The sequence below is a fragment of the Streptomyces chengmaiensis genome (assembly GCF_029846775.1).
In the GTDB taxonomy this organism is placed as follows: domain Bacteria; phylum Actinomycetota; class Actinomycetes; order Streptomycetales; family Streptomycetaceae; genus Streptomyces; species Streptomyces chengmaiensis.
The window spans coordinates 293,224-313,445 of the sequence record NZ_JARWBG010000001.1; the positions used below are offsets into that span (position 1 = coordinate 293,224).

The 20,222-nt window shown below is 72.7% G+C and carries 20 protein-coding genes; 15 read left to right on the forward strand and 5 right to left on the reverse strand.

Features of this window, described 5'->3' with window-relative positions:
- Nucleotides 1–209 precede the first annotated feature (209 nt).
- From QCN29_RS01280 to QCN29_RS01300, 5 genes are all read left to right on the forward strand, one after another.
- Nucleotides 210–1,313 (forward strand): hypothetical protein, encoded by a 1,104-nt coding sequence (locus QCN29_RS01280; protein ID WP_279925561.1) that lies wholly within the window; start codon nt 210–212, stop codon nt 1,311–1,313.
- A 251-nt stretch (nt 1,314–1,564) separates the two neighbouring features.
- Entirely contained in the window at nt 1,565–2,293 is a 729-nt protein-coding gene (locus QCN29_RS01285) for a hypothetical protein (RefSeq protein WP_240134974.1), read from the forward strand.
- A gap of 11 nt (nt 2,294–2,304) precedes the next feature.
- On the forward strand, nt 2,305–3,078 hold the full coding sequence (locus tag QCN29_RS01290) for a hypothetical protein (RefSeq protein WP_279925562.1): 774 nt from the start codon (nt 2,305–2,307) through the stop codon (nt 3,076–3,078).
- Between the two features lie 43 nt (nt 3,079–3,121).
- Complete coding sequence (locus tag QCN29_RS01295; RefSeq protein WP_279925564.1) at nt 3,122–4,252, forward strand: M14 family metallopeptidase; 1,131 nt, start codon at nt 3,122–3,124, stop codon at nt 4,250–4,252.
- Nucleotides 4,253–4,310: 58 nt separating this feature from the next.
- Entirely contained in the window at nt 4,311–4,778 is a 468-nt protein-coding gene (locus QCN29_RS01300; protein ID WP_279925565.1) for a hypothetical protein, read from the forward strand.
- 22 nt (nt 4,779–4,800) lie between these two features.
- Here the strand turns inward: QCN29_RS01300 and phzG are convergent, their stop codons facing one another.
- Both phzG and ku read right to left on the reverse strand, forming a co-directional pair.
- A complete protein-coding gene (gene phzG / locus QCN29_RS01305) occupies nt 4,801–5,445 on the reverse strand; it encodes a phenazine biosynthesis FMN-dependent oxidase PhzG (RefSeq protein WP_279925566.1) in 645 nt (214 codons plus the stop codon).
- Nucleotides 5,446–5,544: 99 nt separating this feature from the next.
- Nucleotides 5,545–6,543, reverse strand: coding sequence for a non-homologous end joining protein Ku (gene ku, locus QCN29_RS01310; RefSeq protein ID WP_279925567.1), 999 nt, complete (start codon nt 6,541–6,543; stop codon nt 5,545–5,547).
- Between the two features lie 50 nt (nt 6,544–6,593).
- Here ku and ligD point away from each other — a divergent pair, with 50 nt between their 5' ends.
- The 3 genes from ligD (at nt 6,594) to QCN29_RS01325 (ending at nt 8,921) form a co-directional block, all read left to right on the forward strand.
- Nucleotides 6,594–7,490 carry a non-homologous end-joining DNA ligase gene (ligD, locus tag QCN29_RS01315; protein ID WP_279925568.1) on the forward strand — a complete coding sequence of 299 codons (897 nt, stop codon included), beginning with the start codon at nt 6,594–6,596 and terminating at the stop codon, nt 7,488–7,490.
- Entirely contained in the window at nt 7,487–8,416 is a 930-nt protein-coding gene (locus tag QCN29_RS01320; protein WP_279925569.1) for an ATP-dependent DNA ligase, read from the forward strand. The genes ligD and QCN29_RS01320 overlap by 4 nt, the downstream gene beginning before the upstream one ends.
- 70 nt (nt 8,417–8,486) lie before the next feature.
- Entirely contained in the window at nt 8,487–8,921 is a 435-nt protein-coding gene (locus tag QCN29_RS01325; RefSeq protein ID WP_240134956.1) for a Cif family virulence factor, read from the forward strand.
- Nucleotides 8,922–9,028: 107 nt separating this feature from the next.
- On the opposite strand, the gene QCN29_RS01330 is transcribed toward QCN29_RS01325, so the two are convergent.
- On the reverse strand, nt 9,029–9,964 hold the full coding sequence (locus QCN29_RS01330) for a nuclease-related domain-containing protein (protein WP_279925570.1): 936 nt from the start codon (nt 9,962–9,964) through the stop codon (nt 9,029–9,031).
- A gap of 115 nt (nt 9,965–10,079) precedes the next feature.
- Between QCN29_RS01330 and QCN29_RS01335 the strand changes: the two genes are divergently transcribed.
- From QCN29_RS01335 to QCN29_RS01365, 7 genes are all read left to right on the forward strand, one after another.
- Nucleotides 10,080–12,584: a PBS lyase gene (locus tag QCN29_RS01335; protein WP_279925571.1), complete on the forward strand. Its 2,505-nt coding sequence runs from the start codon at nt 10,080–10,082 to the stop codon at nt 12,582–12,584.
- A gap of 18 nt (nt 12,585–12,602) precedes the next feature.
- Nucleotides 12,603–12,902 (forward strand): zinc-ribbon domain-containing protein, encoded by a 300-nt coding sequence (locus tag QCN29_RS01340; protein WP_279925572.1) that lies wholly within the window; start codon nt 12,603–12,605, stop codon nt 12,900–12,902.
- Nucleotides 12,903–13,199: 297 nt separating this feature from the next.
- Nucleotides 13,200–13,550 carry a hypothetical protein gene (locus QCN29_RS01345; RefSeq protein ID WP_279925573.1) on the forward strand — a complete coding sequence of 117 codons (351 nt, stop codon included), beginning with the start codon at nt 13,200–13,202 and terminating at the stop codon, nt 13,548–13,550.
- 151 nt (nt 13,551–13,701) lie between these two features.
- Nucleotides 13,702–14,517, forward strand: a complete 816-nt coding sequence (locus tag QCN29_RS01350) for a hypothetical protein (protein ID WP_279925574.1) — start codon at nt 13,702–13,704, stop codon at nt 14,515–14,517.
- Nucleotides 14,514–15,923 carry a HAMP domain-containing sensor histidine kinase gene (locus QCN29_RS01355; RefSeq protein WP_279925575.1) on the forward strand — a complete coding sequence of 470 codons (1,410 nt, stop codon included), beginning with the start codon at nt 14,514–14,516 and terminating at the stop codon, nt 15,921–15,923. Before QCN29_RS01350 ends, QCN29_RS01355 begins: the two co-directional genes overlap by 4 nt.
- 55 nt (nt 15,924–15,978) lie before the next feature.
- A complete protein-coding gene (locus QCN29_RS01360) occupies nt 15,979–17,355 on the forward strand; it encodes an FtsW/RodA/SpoVE family cell cycle protein (RefSeq protein WP_279925576.1) in 1,377 nt (458 codons plus the stop codon).
- On the forward strand, nt 17,352–18,815 hold the full coding sequence (locus tag QCN29_RS01365; protein ID WP_279925577.1) for a penicillin-binding transpeptidase domain-containing protein: 1,464 nt from the start codon (nt 17,352–17,354) through the stop codon (nt 18,813–18,815). The genes QCN29_RS01360 and QCN29_RS01365 overlap by 4 nt, the downstream gene beginning before the upstream one ends.
- On the opposite strand, the gene QCN29_RS01370 is transcribed toward QCN29_RS01365, so the two are convergent.
- Nucleotides 18,816–18,977 carry a hypothetical protein gene (locus QCN29_RS01370; RefSeq protein ID WP_279925578.1) on the reverse strand — a complete coding sequence of 54 codons (162 nt, stop codon included), beginning with the start codon at nt 18,975–18,977 and terminating at the stop codon, nt 18,816–18,818.
- Between the two features lie 8 nt (nt 18,978–18,985).
- Nucleotides 18,986–20,158: a ferritin-like domain-containing protein gene (locus QCN29_RS01375; RefSeq protein WP_398859071.1), complete on the reverse strand. Its 1,173-nt coding sequence runs from the start codon at nt 20,156–20,158 to the stop codon at nt 18,986–18,988.
- Between the last annotated feature and the right edge of the window lie 64 nt (nt 20,159–20,222).

Here is a 20,222-nt window from a genome sequence, read left to right on the forward strand (position 1 = left end):
GGGGTGAGCACAGAAACCGCTGCCGACAGGAGGTGAAGGGCATGAAGAAGATCAAGGTTCAGAAGAACCGCAACTACCTGGGCACGCTGCTCGGCTGAGTGGGCTGAGCACCGACCCGCGGCAGGGCGCTGCACAAGCCCTGCCGCGGGGTTCCCGCCATGTGTCGCATGAGCGGGTCGAGTACGAGTCGAGTCTGAGGGAGTGCTGTCGTGCCGTCGCCGCTGGAACTCACCGCGTCCTCCTTTGGCCAGTTCGGTGAACCGGCCGGGACCTTCTGTCTGATCACGAGTGAGGACGGCAGCGGCGCCTTCGCCCTGGACACCGCGGCGGGAGGGCGCTCCGGCTACTCCGACGGCCTGATGCTGACACTGCCCGCCGGACGGAGCCTGGGTGAACTGCTCGCCCGGAGCGTGCCGCCGGACGCACATGTGCTGGCCGTCTGCCCCGGCCGGTTCCTGGACTCCCCGTCACCGGAGCAGCTCGGCAAGCGCAAGCTGGCCGTCCTGCCGGCCGGGTCCACCCCGCTGACCGTCGGGCATATGCAGTACTACCTGCGGTCCGCCGCCGAGACCGCCATCGGCCTCCAGGAGCGTACGGCCGACGACTTCTTCGAGCGGGTCGCGACGAGCGAGCGGCTGACGATCGTCGACGACTCCAGCGGCAGCGAGGCGGAGTTCGACCACACCGCGGGCGAGTGCGTCTGGAACCAGCAGGCCGGGCCCCTGGAGCCGGGCGAGCAGCAGATCTTCCCGCCTGGCAAGCTCAGTGTCACGGCCAACGAGATCACCGCCTTCCGGCCCGATGCACGGCTCCTCGGGCTGAACGGCGAGCTGACACTGCACGGATGGCCGATCGTGCACCGCCACGCCGACCCCGCGGACGCCGCCGACCAGCAGAAGCTCTTCGAGGCGCTGTCCGCCGTCGTCTCCCACCCCGTGACCCTCCGGGTGGCCGCCGGCGCCGTCGAGCGGATCACCCCGCAGACCTCCGGGGGCCGGCCCGCCGCCGAGGCGCTGCAGCGGCTCCTCGACGACGATCCGCGCTACCGCGTCATCTGGGAACTGGGTTTCGGCATCAACGCCACCACGGAGGCCATCCCGGCGAACTGCGGCCCCAACGAGGTGTACGGCGGTCCTGCCGGGACAGTGAACCTGGGGCTGGGGATCACCCCGACCACACGGTTCGCCCTCGCCTTCCTCTGCCGGCGCAGCTCGCTGCTGACGTCGGACGGCACCCCGGTGCTGGGCGCCCGCAAGGCGGTGCGGCGGGGCCGGATGCAGCGGGTCTCCAGCGCCGGCTGCGGATGCCACTGACGCCGCCCGACGCTGCGGCGGCCTCACCGAGGCCGCCGAACGGCGCGCGCAGCCGCGTCACCCGCGCACGCCCCGTCCCACACGTCACCCGCGCACGCCCCGTCACCCGCATGCACGAGCCTCGCCCCGTCCCGCACGCACGCACGCGCCTCGTCCCGCACGAGCCACGCCCCGCACGAGCGTCGCCCGCATGCGCGGGCCACGCGCCCCGAGCCATGAGCCATCGGTTGCACCAGGAGGGAAGCAAGCCCATGACGACCAGCCCCGACCTGCGCCGACGAGTCGACGCCATCCTCGACTCCTTCATCAAGGACTTCTACGAGACCGTGCCCTTCGCCCGGCACCAGAAGGACGCGGCCGAGCTGAACCTCGAGTACTACAAGCGGCACAACATCGAGACGATCCTGCGCCTGCGCCGCAAGCGGACCGTAGACGCCCTCGCCATCAAGTACTTCACCAAGACGGACCCCGTCCAGGCGAAGGCATGGGCGCACTACACCGACGACGAGATGCTGCACGACCGGCTGTTCGCCGCCGACCTCGCAAAGGTCGGCGTGAGCAAGGAGGAGATCTACTCCACGGAGCCGCTGCTGTCCACCAAGCTCCTCACCGGCTACCTCCAGTACGGCATGGAGTTCGAGGACAGCCCGCTCGCACTGATCACCAGCGTGTACTTCGTCGAGTACGTGACCACCCGTACGCAGCCGGACTGGCTGGACAATCTGGAGAACGTCCTCGGCCAGGAGCATGTGAAGGGCGCCCGGGCCCACGTCAACACCGACCTCGACGACGACCACGACGACTTCGTGTGGCGGGTGATGGCCACGCTGATCTCCGACGAGGACGACGAGAAGAAGGTCGTCGAGCATCTGAACCACATCTACTGGCTGTGGAAGCTCTACTTCGTGGAGCTGCACCAGCTTACGGTGCTCGGCAAGACGGAGGCCCAGATACCGCTGCCCGGCACGGCGGACGTCTGAGGGGCCGCGCGGTGCGGGAGACCGACCGCCGGACATCCCGGCCGGACGGACACGGGAGCGCCGAGGTCCTGGCGCTGCCGCCCGGCCGGGAGCTGCCGCCCGGGACCGGGGCATGGATCGTCGACGGCCTGGTGGAGACCATGCCGGGCCTGCGCATGCGGGAGCTGTTCGCCCTCCGGCGCGACATGCTCACCGAGGCCGAGTACATCGTCGTCGGGGTGGACCGCGAGCTGGACCGCGCCGTCTCCCTGCTGACCTCCCGGTGGGCGGAGCTTCCCTCGGGGCGGCGGTGCCTGCATGTGATGGTCCAGTTCGTGGGAGACGCGTACCGCCACGGCTCGCTGTTCGGCGAGAGCTGGTCCGCCCACTTCGCCCGGCTGCTGGCCGACGGCCGCCCGTTCCCGGAGATCATCGCGCTCAAGACGTACAACCCCGTGGTGCACTGCGCGATGGCGGCCTTCAGCGGCCACCCCGACATCACGATGTATCCGGACCTCGGGGGCCGGCACGCCTCCGGCGCGCCGCGGCTCGCGGCGGAGGTCGCCGACGCGCTCGCCCCCGGCGCGCCCTTCGACCCGGCGGGAGGCGTCCTGCGCGGCATCGGGCGGCCGGTGGACCTGTACCGGGAGCGGCCCATGAGCTACGTGGCCGAGACGAACGCGTACTTCGCGGCGAACGCGGCGCCGGGCGACAGGGTGCTGTGCCTGCTGCACGTCCCCACCCGAGCCGGTGCGGACTCGATCCTCTCCGCCCTGGGCGTGCCCCTCCCCTCGGGGCGCGTCTGACAGGCCCTTATCTCCCGACGGCCCCTGGAAGCGAGAGACCGCGATGGCCTACGCCTTTCCCTTCGACTACGCCCAGGCACGCAAGGAGTTCGTGCACGCCGCCGACTCCGCGGGCGCCCGGCTGCGCACGTTTCCGCTGCCCGGGCACCGTGGTCCGGACGGCGGCGAACTCCGCGTCGACACCGCGTACCTCGGGCCCGCCGCCCCGGCGACGCTGCTGGTGACGGTCTCGGGCACACACGGGATCGAGGGGTTCTGCGGCTCCGCGTGCCAGACGCGGATACTGCTGGGAGAGGGCGTGGCTCGCACGGCGGCGGCCCAGGGCACCGGCGTGCTGCTGATCCACGCACTCAACCCGTACGGCTTCGCCCATCTGCGGCGCGTCAACGAGGACAACATCGACCTCAACCGCAACTTCGTGGACCACGACCGCCCGCCGCACAACGACCCGTACGACCTGGTGCACTCCGCCCTCACCCCGCAGGACGGCGACGCCTTCCGCGCCGACGGCGTGGCAGCGGGACTGGCCCGACTCCGCGACCGGCTCGGCCCGCAGACGCTCCAGGAGGCCGTGACCCGCGGCCAGTACCGCCATCCCGACGGCCTGTTCTACGGCGGACGCGGCCCCTGCTGGTCGCAGCGGGTCTTCCGGACGATCATCGCCGACCAGATCGACGGATCCGGCGCGGCGCACATCGGCTATATCGATCTGCACACCGGTCTCGGCGAACGCGGCCTCGGCGAACCGATCTTCCGTGGCGGCCGGGACGCCGGCGCCTACGAGCGAGCCCGCCGCTGGTACGGCGACGCGCTCACCGCGTCGGAGAAGGGCACCTCCTCCTCCACCCCGATCGTCGGCAACACGGCGACGGCGGTCGCCGACGGCCTCGGCCGCGACCGCCGGCTCACCGCCGTCACCCTGGAGTTCGGCACCCGCCCGGGCCCGGAGGTGCTGCTCGCCCTGTGCGCCGACAACTGGCTCCATCTGCACCGGGAACCCGCGGACGCGGCACGGTCGGAGCTCAAGACGCTGATCCGTGAGGCCTTCAGTCCGGCGGACGACGAAGAGTGGCGCACCCGGGTGTTCCGGCGCACCCGGGAGGTTCTCGCCCAGGCGCTCGCCGGCCTCGCCTCGGACGCCTCAGACGCCGCGGACACGGCAGACCGCGCGTAGCCCTCGTCGACGCCCGGCCGCCGCCGGTCCACACTCGCGATGTGGTGTGCTAACCCCCATGGATGGTGCTCTCTCGGCTCTCATCGCCGTCTTCGGCACGGTGCTGGGCTCTACGGTGGCGTATCTCTTCCAGCGGAAGACGGCGGCGCGGAACGAGGGTTTCGCCCATCGGCAGCAGTTGCGGGCGGAGCGGATGGCCGTCTACAGCGACTTCGCCGGGGCCGTGACCGAGTACCGGCGCAGCCAGTACGACCGGTGGCACCGCACGGACGAGGACCCGCAGGGCCCCGCCGCCGCGGAGGCGCGGCGGGAGTCGTACCGGCTCAAGGGGGCCGCGCAGCACGCGATGTTCCGGGTGCGTCTGATAGCCGGCTCCACCGCCGTGGCAGAGGCCGCTTGCGCCGCTCTCGACGCGGCGTCCGGCATGCACGAGGCGTCCGGCAGGACGCGGGTGCGCGACAGCGGCGACGAGGCCAGGGAGGCCGTGGAGCACTTCATCTCGGTGGCCTCCCACGATGTCCGGTGACCCGGCGCACCCGACGGAGGGCTCAGGGCTGCAGCCGCTCCGTCCGCCAGTCGCCGCCCTGGTGCGTGTAGCGCAGGCGGCGGTGGAGACGGTCGGAGGCGGCGCACCAGAACTCGACGGCCTCGGGGGTGAGGAGGTAGCCCGCGAAGCGGAGCGGGCGCGGGAGGGGGTCGCCCGGTGCGGCGAGCCTGCCGGACTCGGCGCGCAGCGCGGCGGGGTCGGCGAGCGGCTCGGACTGGCGGGAGGCCGTGGACATGGGGTGCAGGGGGGTGGGGCGGGCGGACCACAGAGCCTCCGACTCGGCGGCGGGCAGCTCGGCCGTCGGTCCTGCGAGGGCGATCTGCTGTCCCGTCTCCCGCCAGTAGAGGAGCGCGGACGCCCAGCCGGTCGCGGCCAGATCACGGGCCTTGCGGCTGGTGGTGTGGGTGGTGAACACCAGTCCGCGGGGCCGCACTTCCGTGATCGTGACGATCCGTGACGAGGCACGGCCCCGGGCGTCGGCGGTGGACAGGGCCGTGGACAGCGGTTCGCGGACGCCGCGTGCCGTGGCGTCGGCGAGCCAGCCGCGGAGGAGGTCCATGGGGTCGGACGGAGGGGTGTCGTACTCGGGGAAGGGGAGGTCGGTCTCGCCGCTGAGGGACTCGAATCGGCTGGTGTCCGCGGTCACGGGGCTCCCTTGGGTACGCATGGCTCCTGGAGTACCAGGCGGCGGGAGCAGCCGGGTCGAGAGTGCGTGGAGCGATGCGTCGCCGCGCTGCGGGCCGGTCTATGCGCTGCGCTTCCGCGACCGCGCAGCGGGCTTCTTCGCCGGGGCCTTCTCGGCGGCGGCCTTCTTCGCGGCGGGCTTCTTCGCGGCTGGCTTCTCAGCGGTCGTCTTCCCCGCTGCCGTCTTCCCCGCTGCCGTCTTCTTGGCGGCGGCCTTCCCGGCGGCGGGCTTCTTCGCCGCGGCCTTCTTGCGCGTTCCGATCGGGGTGACCTGCGCCTCCTCGCCGCGCGCCTCCTTCGCCGCCTTCACGCTGCTCTCCAGCGCCGCCATCAGGTCGATGACCTTGCCGCCCGGCTCGGCGGGGGCCTCCAGGGCCGCCTCGCCGCCCTCCGCCTTGGCCGCGATCATCGCCTCGACGGCGTCCCGGTAGTCGTCGTGCAGCGAGTCGAGGTCGACATCGCCGAGCGTGTCCATCAGGGCGTCGGCGAGGTCGAGTTCCGCCTCCCGCACGGTCACCTCGGTCTCCGGCGCGACGCCGACCGGCTGCCGGATCTCGTCCGGCCAGAGCAGCCCGTGCATGGCGATGACGTCGTCGACCACCCGGAGCATGCCCAGCCGTTCACGTCCGCGCAGCGCGTACTTGGCCACCGCGACCTTCCGGCTGCGCTTGAGCGCCTCGCGCAGCAGGGTGTACGGCTTGGCCGCCGGCACGCCGTTGGCCGAGAGGTAGTACGCCGCGTCCATCTGGAGCGGGTCGATCTCCGAGGCCGGTACGAAGGCGACGATCTCGATCGTCTTGGCCGTGGGCAGCGGCAGGGACGCCAGATCCTCGTCGGTGACGGGGATGATCGTGCCGTCGGCGTCCTCGTACCCCTTGCCGATCTCGGCGGCGGCGAGCTCCTTGCCGTCCAGCTCGCACACCTTGCGATAGCGAATCCGGCCGCCGTCGGCCGTATGGATCTGACGGAAGGCGATGGAGTGGCTCTCGGTGGCGTTCACCAGCTTGATCGGGATGCTGACCAGGCCGAAGGAAATCGCGCCGTTCCAAATGGATCGCACGTTTCATCCCTTCCATCCGTTAATGGTGTGAATCATGAGACTCTCATCGTATGACGCCGATCACAGAGGTGGCGGGGCGGCGGCTGGCGCTGAGCAATCTCGACAAGGTGATCCATCCGGTCACGGGGACCACCAAGGGCGAGATCCTGCACTACTACGCCACCGTGGCGGAGGCGCTCGTCCCGCACACGGCCAACCGCCCGGTGTCCTTCCTCCGCTACCCGGACGGCCCCGACGGGCAGCTGTTCTTCACCAAGAATCCGCCGCCCGGCACTCCCTCGTGGGTGCGGACCGTGCCGGTCCCCCACTCGGACGACCCCCGTGCCCGGCAGGTGGTCGTGGAGGATCTGCCGTCGCTGATGTGGGCGGCGAACCTCGTGGTGGAGTTTCACACCCCGCAGTGGCAGGCGGACGCCCCGGCCGTGGCCGACCGCATGGTCTTCGACCTCGACCCCGGCGCGCCCGCGGGTGTCCCCGAGTGCTGTCGGGCGGCGCTGTGGCTGCGTGAGCGGCTGGCCGCCGACGGACTGGCCGCGTATGCCAAGACGTCCGGGTCCAAGGGGCTGCATCTGCTGGTGCCGCTGGAGCCGACGCCGTCGGAGGAGGTCTCCGCGTATGCGAGGGGCCTGGCCGTGGAGGGCGAGGCGGAGCTGCCGCAGCTGATGCTGCACCGGATGAAGCGCTCGCTGCGGCCGGGGAAGGTGTTCGTCGACCACAGCCAGAACGCGGCTGCCAAGACGACCGCGGCGGCCTACACCCTGCGCGCACGGCCGGAGCCGGCCGCGTCGACGCCCGTGACCTGGGAGGAGGTCGAGCACGGCCGGGAAGGCGGGAAGCTGGCGTTTGTGCTGGGCGACATCGCGGACCGGCTGGCGCGGCACGGGGACCTCCTCGCACCGCTCCTCGACCCCGGCCGGGCCGGACGGCTGCCGGGGAAGGCCGGATGACGCCGCGCGGGCGGGCGCGGCCGCTGCGGCCGCCGCTGAAGGTCGCGCTCGCGGCGCCGGTGGGCGAGCTGCCGCGCGGGGCGGGGCTGGCGTACGAGCCGAAGTTCGACGGCCACCGGATGGTGGTCTTCCGGACTGCGGACGGGGCGCTGCTCCAGGCCCGCTCGGGGCGGATCGTCACCGCCGCCTTCCCCGATCTGGACGAGGCGGCGCGGCGGCTGCCCGTCGGAACGGTGCTGGACGGCGAGGTGGTGGTGTGGCACGAGGGGCGCACGGACTTCGCCGCGGTGCAACGGCGGGCCGCAGCCGCCCCGGCCCGGGCGCCCTCGCTGGCTCGGCGGCTCCCCGCCTCGTACGCCGCCTTCGATCTGCTGGCCGAGGCGGGTGAGGATCTGCGGCTGCTGCCGTACAGGGAGCGGCGGGCCCGCCTGGTGGCGCTGCTCGGCCCGCTGGGGCCCCCGCTTCAGCCGGTGCCGATGACCCAGGACGCGGAGGAGGCGGCGGTCTGGTTCGACAGGCTCCCGGCGATCGGCCTGGAGGGCCTGGTGGTCAAGCGCCTGGACGAGCCGTACCGCGGCGGGATGCGCGCCTGGCGGAAGCTGCGCCATACGGACGCCCATGACGCGGTGGTGGTCGGCTTCACCGGTCCGGCCGCGCGCCCGTCGGCGCTGGTGCTGGTGCTGCCGGACGACGACGCGCCGGTGGTGTCCGCACCGCTGAGCCCGGCGCTGCGCGCCCAGGCGGGGGCGGCGCTGAAGGCTCCGGGCAGGGTGGGCGAAGGCACGGGGACGGCGGTCGCGACCGGTCTCGGGGAGGTCGGCTACCGGGAGGTGACGCCGGGACTGGCGGCGGAGGTGGAGCGGGTCACGACCCGGCACGCGGTCACCACCGTGCTGCGGCTCCGGATTCCGGCGGAGCTCAGTTAATCAAGTTTGACTAGTGGCAGGGCCGGGCATATCCTCGTCGACCACTAGTCAAACTTGACGAGGAGTGCCTGTGACCGTTCTGCCCGACACCGGATACACCCCGACCGCCGACGACCTCGCCTCCGTCGAGAAGTGGTTCGCCGACTACGACGCGGCGAGCGGCCGGCGCGACATCGAGCGCATGGCGGACATGGCCGTCTTCCCGCTCAACCTGGTCAGCGACGACTCCGCAGGCTGCGGGGCCTCGGCGCAGTGGGACCGGCAGCAGTACATCGAGACCATGATCCAGGTGCTGGGGGACGGGGAGGAGGACATCTCCTTTGAGTCCACCCGCACGCCGGTCTTCCTCAGCCCGGCGATGGTGATCGTCTTCTCCGACTCGACCATGACCATGGAGGGACACACCCAGCAGCTCCGGTACGCGGATGTGCTGATCCGCCGCGAGGACGGGGAGTGGGCGTTCCAGTCCATGCTGCAGGGCGGATGGGGCGACCGACTCCGCTGACGCCTTCCGTGACCGGGGCTCCGCCCCCACGCCCCCGCTCCTCAAACGCCGGAGGGGCTGGATCGTGCGGGACACCGCGCCTCCCGTGGGGGAACCGACCCTGGCCGTCACACCCGCAGCCAGGTACGGCGGTCGCGCGCCAGCGCGTACAGCGCCTCGATGTCCGCGGGCTTCAGCACCCCTCCCAGCCGGGCCAGCGCCGGGAGTTCGCAGTCCCGCATGATCCGTACGTCGAACGGCGCCATCCGCACCACGTCCAGCCGGGCAGCGCCCACGACGGCAAGGACCGGGCGGACGGGCGCGGTCAGCGCGAGGGCGGCGCGTGTGGCGCGGCGGCGCGTCAGCCGCAGCAACGGGTCGGGACGGCCCCGGCCCGTGCGCACGTGCGGGTCGTCGACCCGCACCCTGGCACGGCGGGCCCGGACGGTGTGCACCGCCAGCACGCCGCCGGGCCCCACGGCCAGATGGTCGACGCGGTCCGCGCCGGGCAGCGGCACGGAGTGCAGAATCCGCCATCCCGCGTCCGTCAGCAGGTCGAGCGCGCCGCCCACCCGCTCCTGGGCGGCGAGTTCGGCACGCCGGGGGCCGCCGTGTGAGCGCCACGACCGGATCGGCCCACCCCCTGTCGCTCGTACGGTCGGCACCGATCGAATTCGGTCGACTTCCGTGGGGGATTCGGTACCGTCGCGGGCGGGCGCGGCGGCCTGCCCGGCGTCGGAATCCGTGTGCAGCGCCTCTCCAGGGCGGTTGGGGGCGAGGTCGTCGTCGGGGTGCAGGGCCAGCCGGGCGAGGTCCGCCGCGGTGGGCACGGGCGGCGGGCCGATGCTCACCTCGCCCGCGAGATACGGAGCCAGGGCCTGAAGCACCGCGTCCCGCCTGCGGTCCGACACCAGGATGACGCTGTTGCCCGCCCGGTCGTACCAGGCGACGACGCCGCCGTCCGGCAGCGTCACATAGAGCCGATCACGTCCGGCGGCGCGCGACGGCGTCACCCGCAGCCGGACGCCGCCGGCCCGCCCCGCCGTGCGCTTCTGCGGGTCCATACCCCATCACCCCCGACCATGGAACAGGCGCGACGCCATCGGGGCAATATCCCCGCGATGTCGGAGCGGTGGTGCACACTCTCCCCAAGCGCAAGGTTCTTGGGAGGGGGCAAGCGTGTTCGGGGGAATCGACGAGGTCGACTGGGCCTCACTCAGACATGCCTACGGCCCGGCCGACGATGTGCCGGAGCTGCTGCGCGGACTCGCCTCGGCCGACCCCGCGGAGCGGGAGAAGGCTCTCGACGGGATGTACGGCGCGGTGCACCACCAGGGGGATGTGTACGACTCGACGCTGGCGTGCATCCCCTTCCTGCTCGAACTCGCCGCGGCGGACGCCGTTCCGGACCGCGGCGGCATCATCGAGCTGCTCACCAGCATCGGCGGCATCGACTTAGACGGGGACGACGAACTGGACCCGGAGGACGAGGAGTTCGAGTTCGCGGCGAACTACGCGATGGCGGCGTCCGCCGTCACCGCGGGAGCTGACGTCTTCCTCGGGCTGCTGGACGCCGACGACCGGGGCGTGCGGCTCGCCGTCCCGGTCGCGCTGGCCACCCTGCACGCCGACCCCGCGCGGGTGCTGTCGCTGCTGCGCACCCGGCTCGCCGTGGAGCCGGACGCGGAGGTGCGGTTCGCCTGCGTCGAGGCCGGCGGGCGGATCGCGCTGCGCCACGGGGAGCTGGCCGCCGAGGTGGTGGACTGGCTCTCCGGACTGACCCGGGCGTCATATGACGCGGGGCTGCGGCTGGCCGCTCTCGCACAGCTCGCCCGCTGTGCGCCCGAGGCGCTGCCGCACACCGTCGTGCCGTGTGTGACCAGCCTGCTGCGCGAACTGCGCGCGGACCCGGTCGTGTTCGCCGTCCCCATGGCCGAGCGGACTCCGTCGCCGCCCGCCGAGCGCTCCGTGCAGTCCGCCGCCGAGCGGTCGTCCCTGGCGGAGCGCTCCGCCGCACCCGAGTGGCCCGCTTCACCCGCGTGGCCCGGCCCACCCGGGCGAAGTGCCGCACCCGACCGATCCGGACCGCACGACCGATCCGGACCGCACGGCCGGTCCGGACCACAGGACCGGTCCAGCGCATACGAGCGGTCCGGCCCCCACAAACGGGCCGACGCACAGAACGGAACCGACGCGCAGGACGGAACCGACGCGCAGGACGGAACCGACGCGCAGGGCCGGACCGGCCACCACGATCAGAACGCCCCGCACGACAGGGCCGCCCCGCACGGGCAGAGCACCGCGCAGGAGCGGCGCTCCCCGGCCGAGGAGCGGCCGCCGGCCAGACCCGAGCGGCCGGGGGCGCACGGACCCGACGAGCGGCCCTCGTCGCCGCCCACCCTGTTGAGCGGGCTGCGGCAGGCGCGCGCCGCCGACACGGCCGGCCGCGGCGCGCCGCCCTGGACCGCGGATCTGCTGCGCACGCTCCACGCCGGACTCGGCGACCGGGTGGACGACCGAATCGCGCTCCTGGCCGACCAGTTGTGCAGCCCCGACTGGGGGCAGCGGATCGACGCCGTGCGGATGAGCAGCGCGCTGCTGCGCACCTGGCGCGGCGCCTACGACGAACTGGTCTGCCTGATCGGGGAGCAGCTGGCCGACCCGGAGCCGCGACTCGCCGACGCCGCCGTGGACACACTGGCCGAGCTTTTCTCGCTCGCCGCGCCGGCCGCCGACGCGCTCGCGGACCGGGTCGCCGCCGATCCCGCCGGACGGGTGCGGAGCTGGCCCGGCGGCCCGGTGGCACTCGGGGGCGCGCTCACGGCCCTCGCCCGCACCGGCGACCGGCGTGCGGCGCCCGCGCTCGCCAGGATGCTGGAGCTGGCAGAACCTCCGCAGGGCCTGGGCCATGCGCTGGGCCATCTGGGTGCGGCGGCCGGTCCGCTGGTGCCCGCGCTGTGCGCCCGGCTGGGCGCGCTGCCCCTCGACGACCGGCTGTACGACCGCGCCGCGCCGCTGCTGCACGCCGTCACCGAACTGCGCGCGGCGGATGCGCTGCCCGAGGTGCTGCGGGTGCTGCGGGGGGCGCCCGAACACCGCAGGGAGTGGGTGGTCGAGTGCGCGCTCCGGGCGCTGACCGCCTTCGGGCCCGCCGCCGAAGAGGCCGCCCCCGAGCTGCGCCGGCTGCTGCGCGACCCCTCCCCCTCACTGGCCGCGCTGGCCGCCCAGGCCGTGTGGGCCGTCGAGCACGACGCCGGGGCGGCGCTGGGCGCGCTGCGGACGGCGCTGGAGGCATCGCAGCCGCTGGCCCTGCGCTCCGCTGCGGCCGCGCTCGGCACACTGGGTCCTGCCGCCGCGGAAGTGGCCGGAGAGCTGGGCGCGCTGCTCCGCTCGCCCGAGCCGGGGATCAGGGTGGACGCGGCGCAGGCCCTGTGGCGGGTGACCGGGGACCGGGAGCGGGCCTGGCCGGTGCTGCTGACCGCCTGGGACGAGATGCCGCACACGCGGGTGCCGATCGCGGAGTGCCTGGCGGAGCTGCGGGCCCGGGGCGTGCAGCGGCTGCTGCTGGCCGAGCTCACGGCCGTACGCCGGCACAACGCCCTGGACAGCGGGTACGGCAGTCATGACATCTTCACGGACGAGAAGCTGCTGGCGCTGTGCCGGCGCGCACTGAGCAGAGGCTGACCCGAAAGGCCACCCGAGATGATCATCTTCGGCTCGAAGAGCTATCTGCACCAGCTCGCGATGCTGACGCTGGTGTGCGCGCAGTGCGGCAATCCGGCCGCGCACGCGCTGCGCAAGCGCGTCGCGAAGTTCACGCTGTTCTTCGTGCCGTTGTTCCCGTACTCGACGACGTATGCGACGCAGTGCACGTTCTGCGGGCTGGAGCAACGGCTGAACCGGGAGCAGGCGGAGCAGCTCCGGATACACGGCGCGGGCGGGGGCGCGGCGGGCAGCCCGGCGACCCCGCGGCCGGGCGCATGGCACCCCGGGCCGCGGTGACCGGCGGCGATGGCGAGCGGCGGTGACGAGCCGCGGTGACCGGCGGCGATGGCGAGCGGCGGTGACGGGCCGCGGTGAGAGGGCGGCAGTGAGGAGGACGCGGTGAGAGGGCCGCGGTGACGGGCCGCGGAGCCGCACACCGGCGGCGAGGCGCCGTGGCCGTACCGCGCGAGGGCTTGTGCAGGGCTGTTACAAACCTGTCGAAGCCCCGCGACGGTTGACGCCTAGCTTCTTCACTGTCATCTGCTGCGCACAGCCGCGCAGAACAGCGCCGCACAGAGGAGTCAGGAATCCACCGTGCACCCCGTCCGCCGCCGCAGCTTCGTCCGCACCGCCGTTGTGACCGTCGCCCTCGGCGGGGCTCTGACGGCGCCGGTCTGCGCCTTCGCCGCTGACGCCCCGCAGCCCGGAGACCTGGCCGGACATGCCCCGGAGGCCGCGCCCGTCAGGGTGGTGACCATCAGTGACGCCGCGTACGGCGGCGCCGGGGAGCCGGTGGCGGACGTGACCGCCGCCCGCGCGGACATGGCGGGGATCTCAGCGGGGCGCGACACCGCGACGACGATCGCGGCGGCTGGCGGGCTTGCCTCGATCGGCGCGGCCGGGCTGGGCTTTGCGATGATGCGCCGGGGCCGAACGGACGGCTGACGGAGACGGACGACCGAGGGAAGCCGACCCCACTGGACAAATGGGACTTCCCGCGAAATAAGGTTGCCGAGTCGGCTGATGGTCGCCCGGATCTCCGCCCGGTCGTTCTGCCACCCTTCCGCAGCCCGTTCCGCAGCCCGCGAGGAGTACGTTGAGCCCGAGCCCGCACCGCACGGCCGGCGCCGCGCTGCTGACCGCGGCCGCGGCCGCCGTGCTGTCCGTTGCGCTGTCGGGCTGCGGCGACGCAGGCGGGATCGAGAGTGCGGGCCCCACCCAGCCGGCCGCCGGCCCGGTGCGCCTCTGGCCCGGCCTGCCGCCCGTCACCTCTCCCCCGTACGACTTCGGGGAGGGCGAGACCGAGCGGGTGCCGGGCGTTTCCGTACCCGACGACGACGTACGGCGCATCGACCCGGTAGCGGTCGTCCAGGCGGAGGTCCGCTCGCACCCGGAGCGGTATTCGGGAGCGGACGGGCTCTACGAGGAGACGGCACTCCAGATCGCCGAGTGCACGGAGAAGCCCGACTCCTGCCCCGTGCTGGAGCCCGCGTACTACCGCGATCTCACCGGGGACGGCAAGGAGGAGCTGATCGTTGGCGTCACGATGCCCGAGCAGCAGACCGTGGTGCGCTGCTACATGCCGCAGGACGGCGCACTGATCCGGATCATGTCCACCTCCGACCAGCTGGTGAGCGTGGAGCTGGCGGAGCGGGACGTGATCCTGCGTTCGGTCTCCGCGGGCATCCCCGGTTACGAGTACCGGACCCACTGGTCCTGGGACGACCGACAGCAGGCGATGCTGCCCACGCGCGACGAGATCGTACGGGTCAAGCCGTCCGCCCCCACCCCGCCGGACGCGACCCCCTCCCCCGGCGGCGCCGCCGGACCCGCCGGCTTCCCCACGCCCGAGACCGCACCGGGGGCCGTGCCCGGGGCCTCTCCCGGCGGCGGCGCGGCGGGCACGCCATGAGACGGCCGCGACCTCCCGCCTGGACCGCGACGCTGACCTGGAAGGCCGCGGTCTTCATCACCGTCATGTGCTGTGCGCTGGCCGCCCTGCTCGGCGCGCTGGTCCATGTGTCGGTGACCCGTCAGACCGTCGACCAGGCGCGGATGGAGGCGCTCTCCCGGCTGGAGCAGGCGACTCGCGCATATGTGGCGGGCGAGCCGATGCCCCCGTACGCGGCGGTGGACCCGCCGGGGCTGCCCGCATCGCTGCGGGCACTCGCGCTGCGCGGCGAACGCGGCACGCTGGTCGCCGACCATGAGGGCAGCCCCGCGATGTGGGCGGCCGGCCCGGCCGACGGACGGGCGCTCGCGGCACGCGTCGACTACACCCTCGCCGCCGAAACGATCACCGGCCTCGACCAGGCCATCGTGGGCTCCTCGGTACTGGCGATCGGGGCGACGCTGCTGGTAGGGGCGTTCGCGGTCACCCGCGTCACCCGCCGGCTGCATCTGACCGCGCAGGTGGCGCGGCGGATCAGCGCGGGCGATCTGGACGCCCGGGTGAACGACCCGCGCACCGAGGACCCGGCGCGCCCCAAGGACGAGGTGGCCACCGTCTCCGGAGCGCTGGACACGATGGCCTCCTCGCTCCAGCGCAAGCTCCAGAGCGAACAGCGCTTCACCGCCGATGTCGCGCACGAGCTGCGCACCCCGCTGACCGGGCTGTCGGCGGCGGCCGAGCTGCTGCCCGAGGGACGTCCGGCGGAGCTGGTCCGCGACCGGGTGCGGGCCATGCGGTCGCTGACGGAGGACCTGCTGGAGATCTCCCGGCTGGACGCGGGCGGCGAGACGGTGGATCTGGACGTGTACGAACTCGCGCCGCTGGCGGAGCGCGTGGTGCGGGCCTCCGGCACGGACACCCAGCTGAGGATCGTGCGCGAGACGACCGTGGAGACCGACAAGCGGCGGCTGGAGCGGGTGCTCGGCAATCTGGTCGGCAACGCCCACAAGCACGGCCGGCCGCCGGTGACGCTGACGGTCGACGGCCCGGAGGTGACCATCAGCGACAAGGGGCCCGGCTATCCCGGGTATCTGGTGGAGCACGGCCCGCAGCGTTTCCGCACCGAGGGCGGCGGCAAGGGACACGGCCTCGGACTGACCATCGCGGCCGGCCAGGCCGCGGTGATCGGCGCGGAGCTGACCTTCGCCAATGCGCCGGAGGGCGGCGCGGTGGCGCACCTCGTGCTGCCCGAGTACGCGCCGATCGACCCCGAGGGCGAAGACGTCAGCGGCCGGAGCGCCGACCGCGCCGACGACGACCATGGCGAGCATGGCGAGCATGGCGGGCATGGCGGGCATGGCGGCGACCACGGCAACGGCACGGGGCCCGACTCCGGCGAGGGCTCACCGGACACACCGGCACGCTGATCCGATCAGCCCGATATAACCGGACATACGCGGCGCGGTTGCTACGTTGCCTGGCATGACCACAGCGACGGTCGAACGCCGGGGCCGCCGGGGCGTCGAACTCAGCCTCCTCGTCTGCGCCGTCCTCATCTGCGTATACGGCTATGTCACCGTGGGGCTTGCCCGAAACCACCAGGTGCCGCCCGACGTCGCAGGCTACGGAGCGGGCCTCGGCGTGCTGGCGCTCCTCGCCCATCTCGCCGTACGGCTGCGCGCCCGCTGGGCCGATCCGCTGCTGCTGCCCATCGCGGTCCTCCTCAACGGCCTGGGCCTGGTGCTGATCTACCGGCTCGACCTCTCCACCCCGGGAGAACGGGCCGCCCCCGCCCAGCTCGTGTGGTCCACCCTCGGCGTGACGCTGTTCATCGTGGTGGTCGTCCTGCTGCGCGACCACCGTGTGCTGCAGCGGTACGCCTATCTGTCCGTCGCCGCCGCCCTCGCCCTGCTGACCGTGCCGATCTTCTTCCCCGCCGTGAACGGGGCGAAGATCTGGATCCGGATCGGCGGGCTGTCCTTCCAGCCGGGCGAGTTCGCCAAGATCCTGCTCGCCGTCTTCTTCGCCGCGTATCTGGCGGCCAATCGCCAGGCGCTCGCCTACGCCGGCCGCCGCATCTGGCGACTTCAGCTGCCCGCCGGACGGGTCCTCGGCCCACTGGTGGCGATCTGGCTGCTGAGCGTCGGGGTGCTCATCCTGGAGCGCGACCTGGGCACCTCACTGCTCTTCTTCGGCGTCTTCGTGATCATGCTCTATGTGGCGACCGGGCGCACCGGATGGGTGGCGGCAGGGCTGCTGCTGGCCGGAGCGGGGGCGTTCGCGGTCGGCACGCTGGAACCGCATGTGCACAACCGGGTCCAGGACTGGCTGGACCCCTTCGCGAGCATCGCGGCGGGTCGCGGGCCCGGCCAGCTCGCCCAGTCGCTGTTCTCCTTCGCGGCGGGCGGCGTGCTCGGCACAGGCCTCGGTCTCGGCCACTCCACCCTGATCGGCTTCGCCGCCAAGTCGGACTTCATCCTTGCGACGGCGGGCGAGGAGCTCGGGTTCACCGGGCTGACCGCGATCTTCCTGCTGTACGCCCTGATGACGGCCCGCGGCTACGGCGCCGGGCTCGCCCTGCGCGACCCCTTCGGACGGCTGCTCGCCATCGGGTGCTCCTCGATCCTCGCGCTCCAGGTGTTCGTCATCGCGGGCGGGGTGATGGGGCTGATCCCGCTGACCGGGATGGCGATGCCGTTCCTCGCGCAGGGCGGTTCGTCCGTCGTCACCAACTGGATCATCGTGGCGCTGCTGATCCGGGTCAGCGACTCGGCGCGCGCGCCGGACCCCGATACCGCGGAGACGGGCGAGGGCCTCACCGTGTCCGCACTGCCGACCGCCGTCGAGGAGAGCCGGTGACCCCCTGCATCCGGCGCGCCGCCGCGCTGCTTCTGCTGCTGTTCTTCGCCCTGTTGGCCAACGCCCTCCGTGTGCAGGTGATCGAGGCGGACGCCCTGGACTCCAACCCGGCCAACCGACGCCCTGCGATCTCCCGCTATGCGCAGCCGCGCGGCGACATCCTGGCCGGCGGGAAGCCGGTGACCGGCTCCGAGGACACCGGGGAGCAGCTGCGCTTTGAACGCACCTACGCTGACGGGCCGCTGTACGCCCCGGTGACCGGGTACGCCTCGCAGACGTACGGCGTCTCCCTCCTGGAGGAGGCGGAGGACGCGCTGCTGTCCGGTGCGGACCCGGCGCTCGCCCGGCTGCCCTTCCTCGGCGGCGGCGCCCGCCCGCCCGGCGGGAACGTCGTCACCGGAATCCGCCCATCGATGCAGCGCGCCGCCTTCGAGGGCCTCGACGGGCGGCGGGGCGCGGTGGCCGCGCTGGAACCGGCGACGGGCCGCGTCCTGGCGCTGGTGAGCAGCCCCTCGTACGACCCCGGGGTGCTGTCGGGCACGGGGAAGCGGGTCCGGGACGCCTGGGCGGAGCTGACCGCGGACGACGCGTCGCCGATGCTCAACCGGGCGATCCGGCAGACGTATCCGCCCGGTTCCAGCTTCAAGATCGTCACGGCCGCCGCGGCGCTGGAGGCCGGGGTGGTGGCCGAAGCCGAGGCCCCGACCCGCACCCCGGAGCCGTATACGCTGCCCGGCACGGCGACCACGCTCCCCAACGAGGCCGCGGGCTGCCGGAACGCCTCGCTCGCCTATGCCGTCCAGTGGTCGTGCAACACGGTCATGGCGGAACTGGGGGTGCGGGTGGGGCTGGCGGGGATGCTGGACGCGGTGGCCGCGTTCGGTTTCAACGACGGTTCGCTGCGCATCCCCTCACAGGTGACGCGGTCCAACTTCGATGCGGATATGACGGAGGACCAGCTCGCGCTGTCCTCCATCGGGCAGTTCGACACCAAGGCGACGCCCCTGCAGATGGCGATGGTCGCGGCGGCGGTCGCCAACGGCGGCGAGGTGATGCGCCCGCATCTGGTGGACCGGGTGACGGAGGCGGACGGCGACCTCGTCCCCCGCGCCGCGCAGCGCACCCGTCCGAGCGTCCACCGGACTGCCATGAGCCCCTCCACGGCGCAGGTCATGCGGCGGCTGATGGTGGCCGTTGTGGAGGAGGGCACCGGCCACAACGCGGCGATCGAGGGCGCGACGGTCGGCGGCAAGACGGGCACGGCCCAGCACGGCGTGGGCAATGCGGGCACCCCGTACGCGTGGTTCATCGCCTGGGCCCAGGCGGACGACGCGGCCCGGCCGGCGGTGGCGGTCGCGGTGGTGGTCGAGGACGCCTCGGCCTACCGCGAGGGCATCAGCGGCGACCGGATCGCCGCCCCCATCGCCCGCAAGGTGATGGAGGCGGCGCTCAAGGGCTGATCAGTCGGCCTTCCGGGGCGCGGGCCGGCGAAGGACGGTGAGGTCGATCTCCAGGGGGAACGGGCGGTCCAGCCTGAGCTGCTTGCGGAAGACGCCGGCGGGCATGTACGCGCCGGTGCGGCGGTCGAGTTCGAAGGCGTAGACGACCGCTCCTATTGACACGGGCGGCCTCAGTCGGCCCCGCACCCGTCCTCCGCGCGGTCCGCCGCGCCGTCCGCGACGCCCTCCGCGATCGCGTCCCGGACCTCCTGGACACGGTCCCGCTCCTGTGCGGCGAACCGTTCCCCGTCGAGGCGGTCCGCGATCTCCTCGTCCTGGGACATCAGCTGGTCCAGGCTGGCGTCGCCCAGGTCAAAGACGCCCATGTCGACATAGGCCTTCTGCAGCCGCTCGCCCCACAGGCCGATGTCCTTCACACAGGGGACGATCCGACTGAACAGCAGCTTCCGGAAGAGCCGGAGATACTCCGAGCGCTCCGACAGCTCCGCCGCCTCCCGCTTCGGGATGCCGAAGTTCTCCAGGACCTCGACCCCGCGGAGCCGGTCCCGCATCAGATAGCAGCCCTCGATGACGAACTCCTCGCGCTCCCGCAGCTCCGCGTCGCCGAGCTGCCGGTAGTAGTCGCGCAGCGCCATCCGCCCGAAGGCCACATGGCGAGCCTCGTCCTGCATCACATACGCGAGAAGCTGCTTGGGCAGCGGCCGGTTCGTGGTGTCGCGGATCATGCCGAAGGCGGCCAGGGCGAGCCCCTCGATCAGCACCTGCATACCCAGGTAGGGCATGTCCCAGCGGGAGTCGCGCAGCGTGTCGCCGAGCAGCCCCTGGAGGTTGTCGTTGATCGGATACAGCAGCCCGATCTTCTCGTGCAGAAAGCGGGCGTAGATCTCGGCGTGCCGGGCCTCGTCCATGGTCTGCGTCGCGGAGTAGAACTTGGCGTCGAGGTCGGGAACCGACTCCACGATCCGTGCCGCGCACACCATCGCGCCCTGCTCCCCGTGCAGAAACTGGCTGAACTGCCAGGAGCAGTAGTGCCGGCGCAGCTCTCCCTTGTCCCGCTCCGTCAGTTTGGGCCAGTGGCGGGAGCCGTAGAGGGTCAACGACTCGTCGGGCGTGCCGAGCGGGTTGTACGGGTCGACCTCGAGTTCCCAGTCGATCCGCTTGGCGCCGTCCCACTGCTTGTCCTTGCCTTTCTGGTACAGGGCGAGGAGGCGCTCGCGGCCGTCTCCGTACTCCCAGTTGAAGCGCGCGGCGCCCGACGCGGGGATCTCCCAGAGGGGGTCCTCGGGAGCGTGCACATAGTGCCGATACGAGGAGGACGGGGCGGGTTCTGCCGACGCTGTCACTGACGGCTCCTTCGTCTGATGACCCGTACTGATGACCCATACACACGTACAACAGTGGACTGTT

What these genes read in the sequence shown, in the direction of transcription:
- QCN29_RS01285 (WP_240134974.1), top strand. Translation starts at nt 1,565, where the DNA reads ATGACGACCAGCCCCGACCTGCGCCGACGAGTCGACGCCATCCTCGAC.
- QCN29_RS01295 (WP_279925564.1), top strand. Translation starts at nt 3,122, where the DNA reads ATGGCCTACGCCTTTCCCTTCGACTACGCCCAGGCACGCAAGGAGTTC.
- QCN29_RS01300 (WP_279925565.1), top strand. Translation starts at nt 4,311, where the DNA reads ATGGATGGTGCTCTCTCGGCTCTCATCGCCGTCTTCGGCACGGTGCTG.
- ligD (WP_279925568.1), top strand. Translation starts at nt 6,594, where the DNA reads ATGACGCCGATCACAGAGGTGGCGGGGCGGCGGCTGGCGCTGAGCAAT.
- QCN29_RS01320 (WP_279925569.1), top strand. Translation starts at nt 7,487, where the DNA reads ATGACGCCGCGCGGGCGGGCGCGGCCGCTGCGGCCGCCGCTGAAGGTC.
- QCN29_RS01330 (WP_279925570.1), bottom strand. Translation starts at nt 9,964, where the DNA reads ATGGACCCGCAGAAGCGCACGGCGGGGCGGGCCGGCGGCGTCCGGCTG.
- QCN29_RS01340 (WP_279925572.1), top strand. Translation starts at nt 12,603, where the DNA reads ATGATCATCTTCGGCTCGAAGAGCTATCTGCACCAGCTCGCGATGCTG.
- QCN29_RS01355 (WP_279925575.1), top strand. Translation starts at nt 14,514, where the DNA reads ATGAGACGGCCGCGACCTCCCGCCTGGACCGCGACGCTGACCTGGAAG.
- QCN29_RS01360 (WP_279925576.1), top strand. Translation starts at nt 15,979, where the DNA reads ATGACCACAGCGACGGTCGAACGCCGGGGCCGCCGGGGCGTCGAACTC.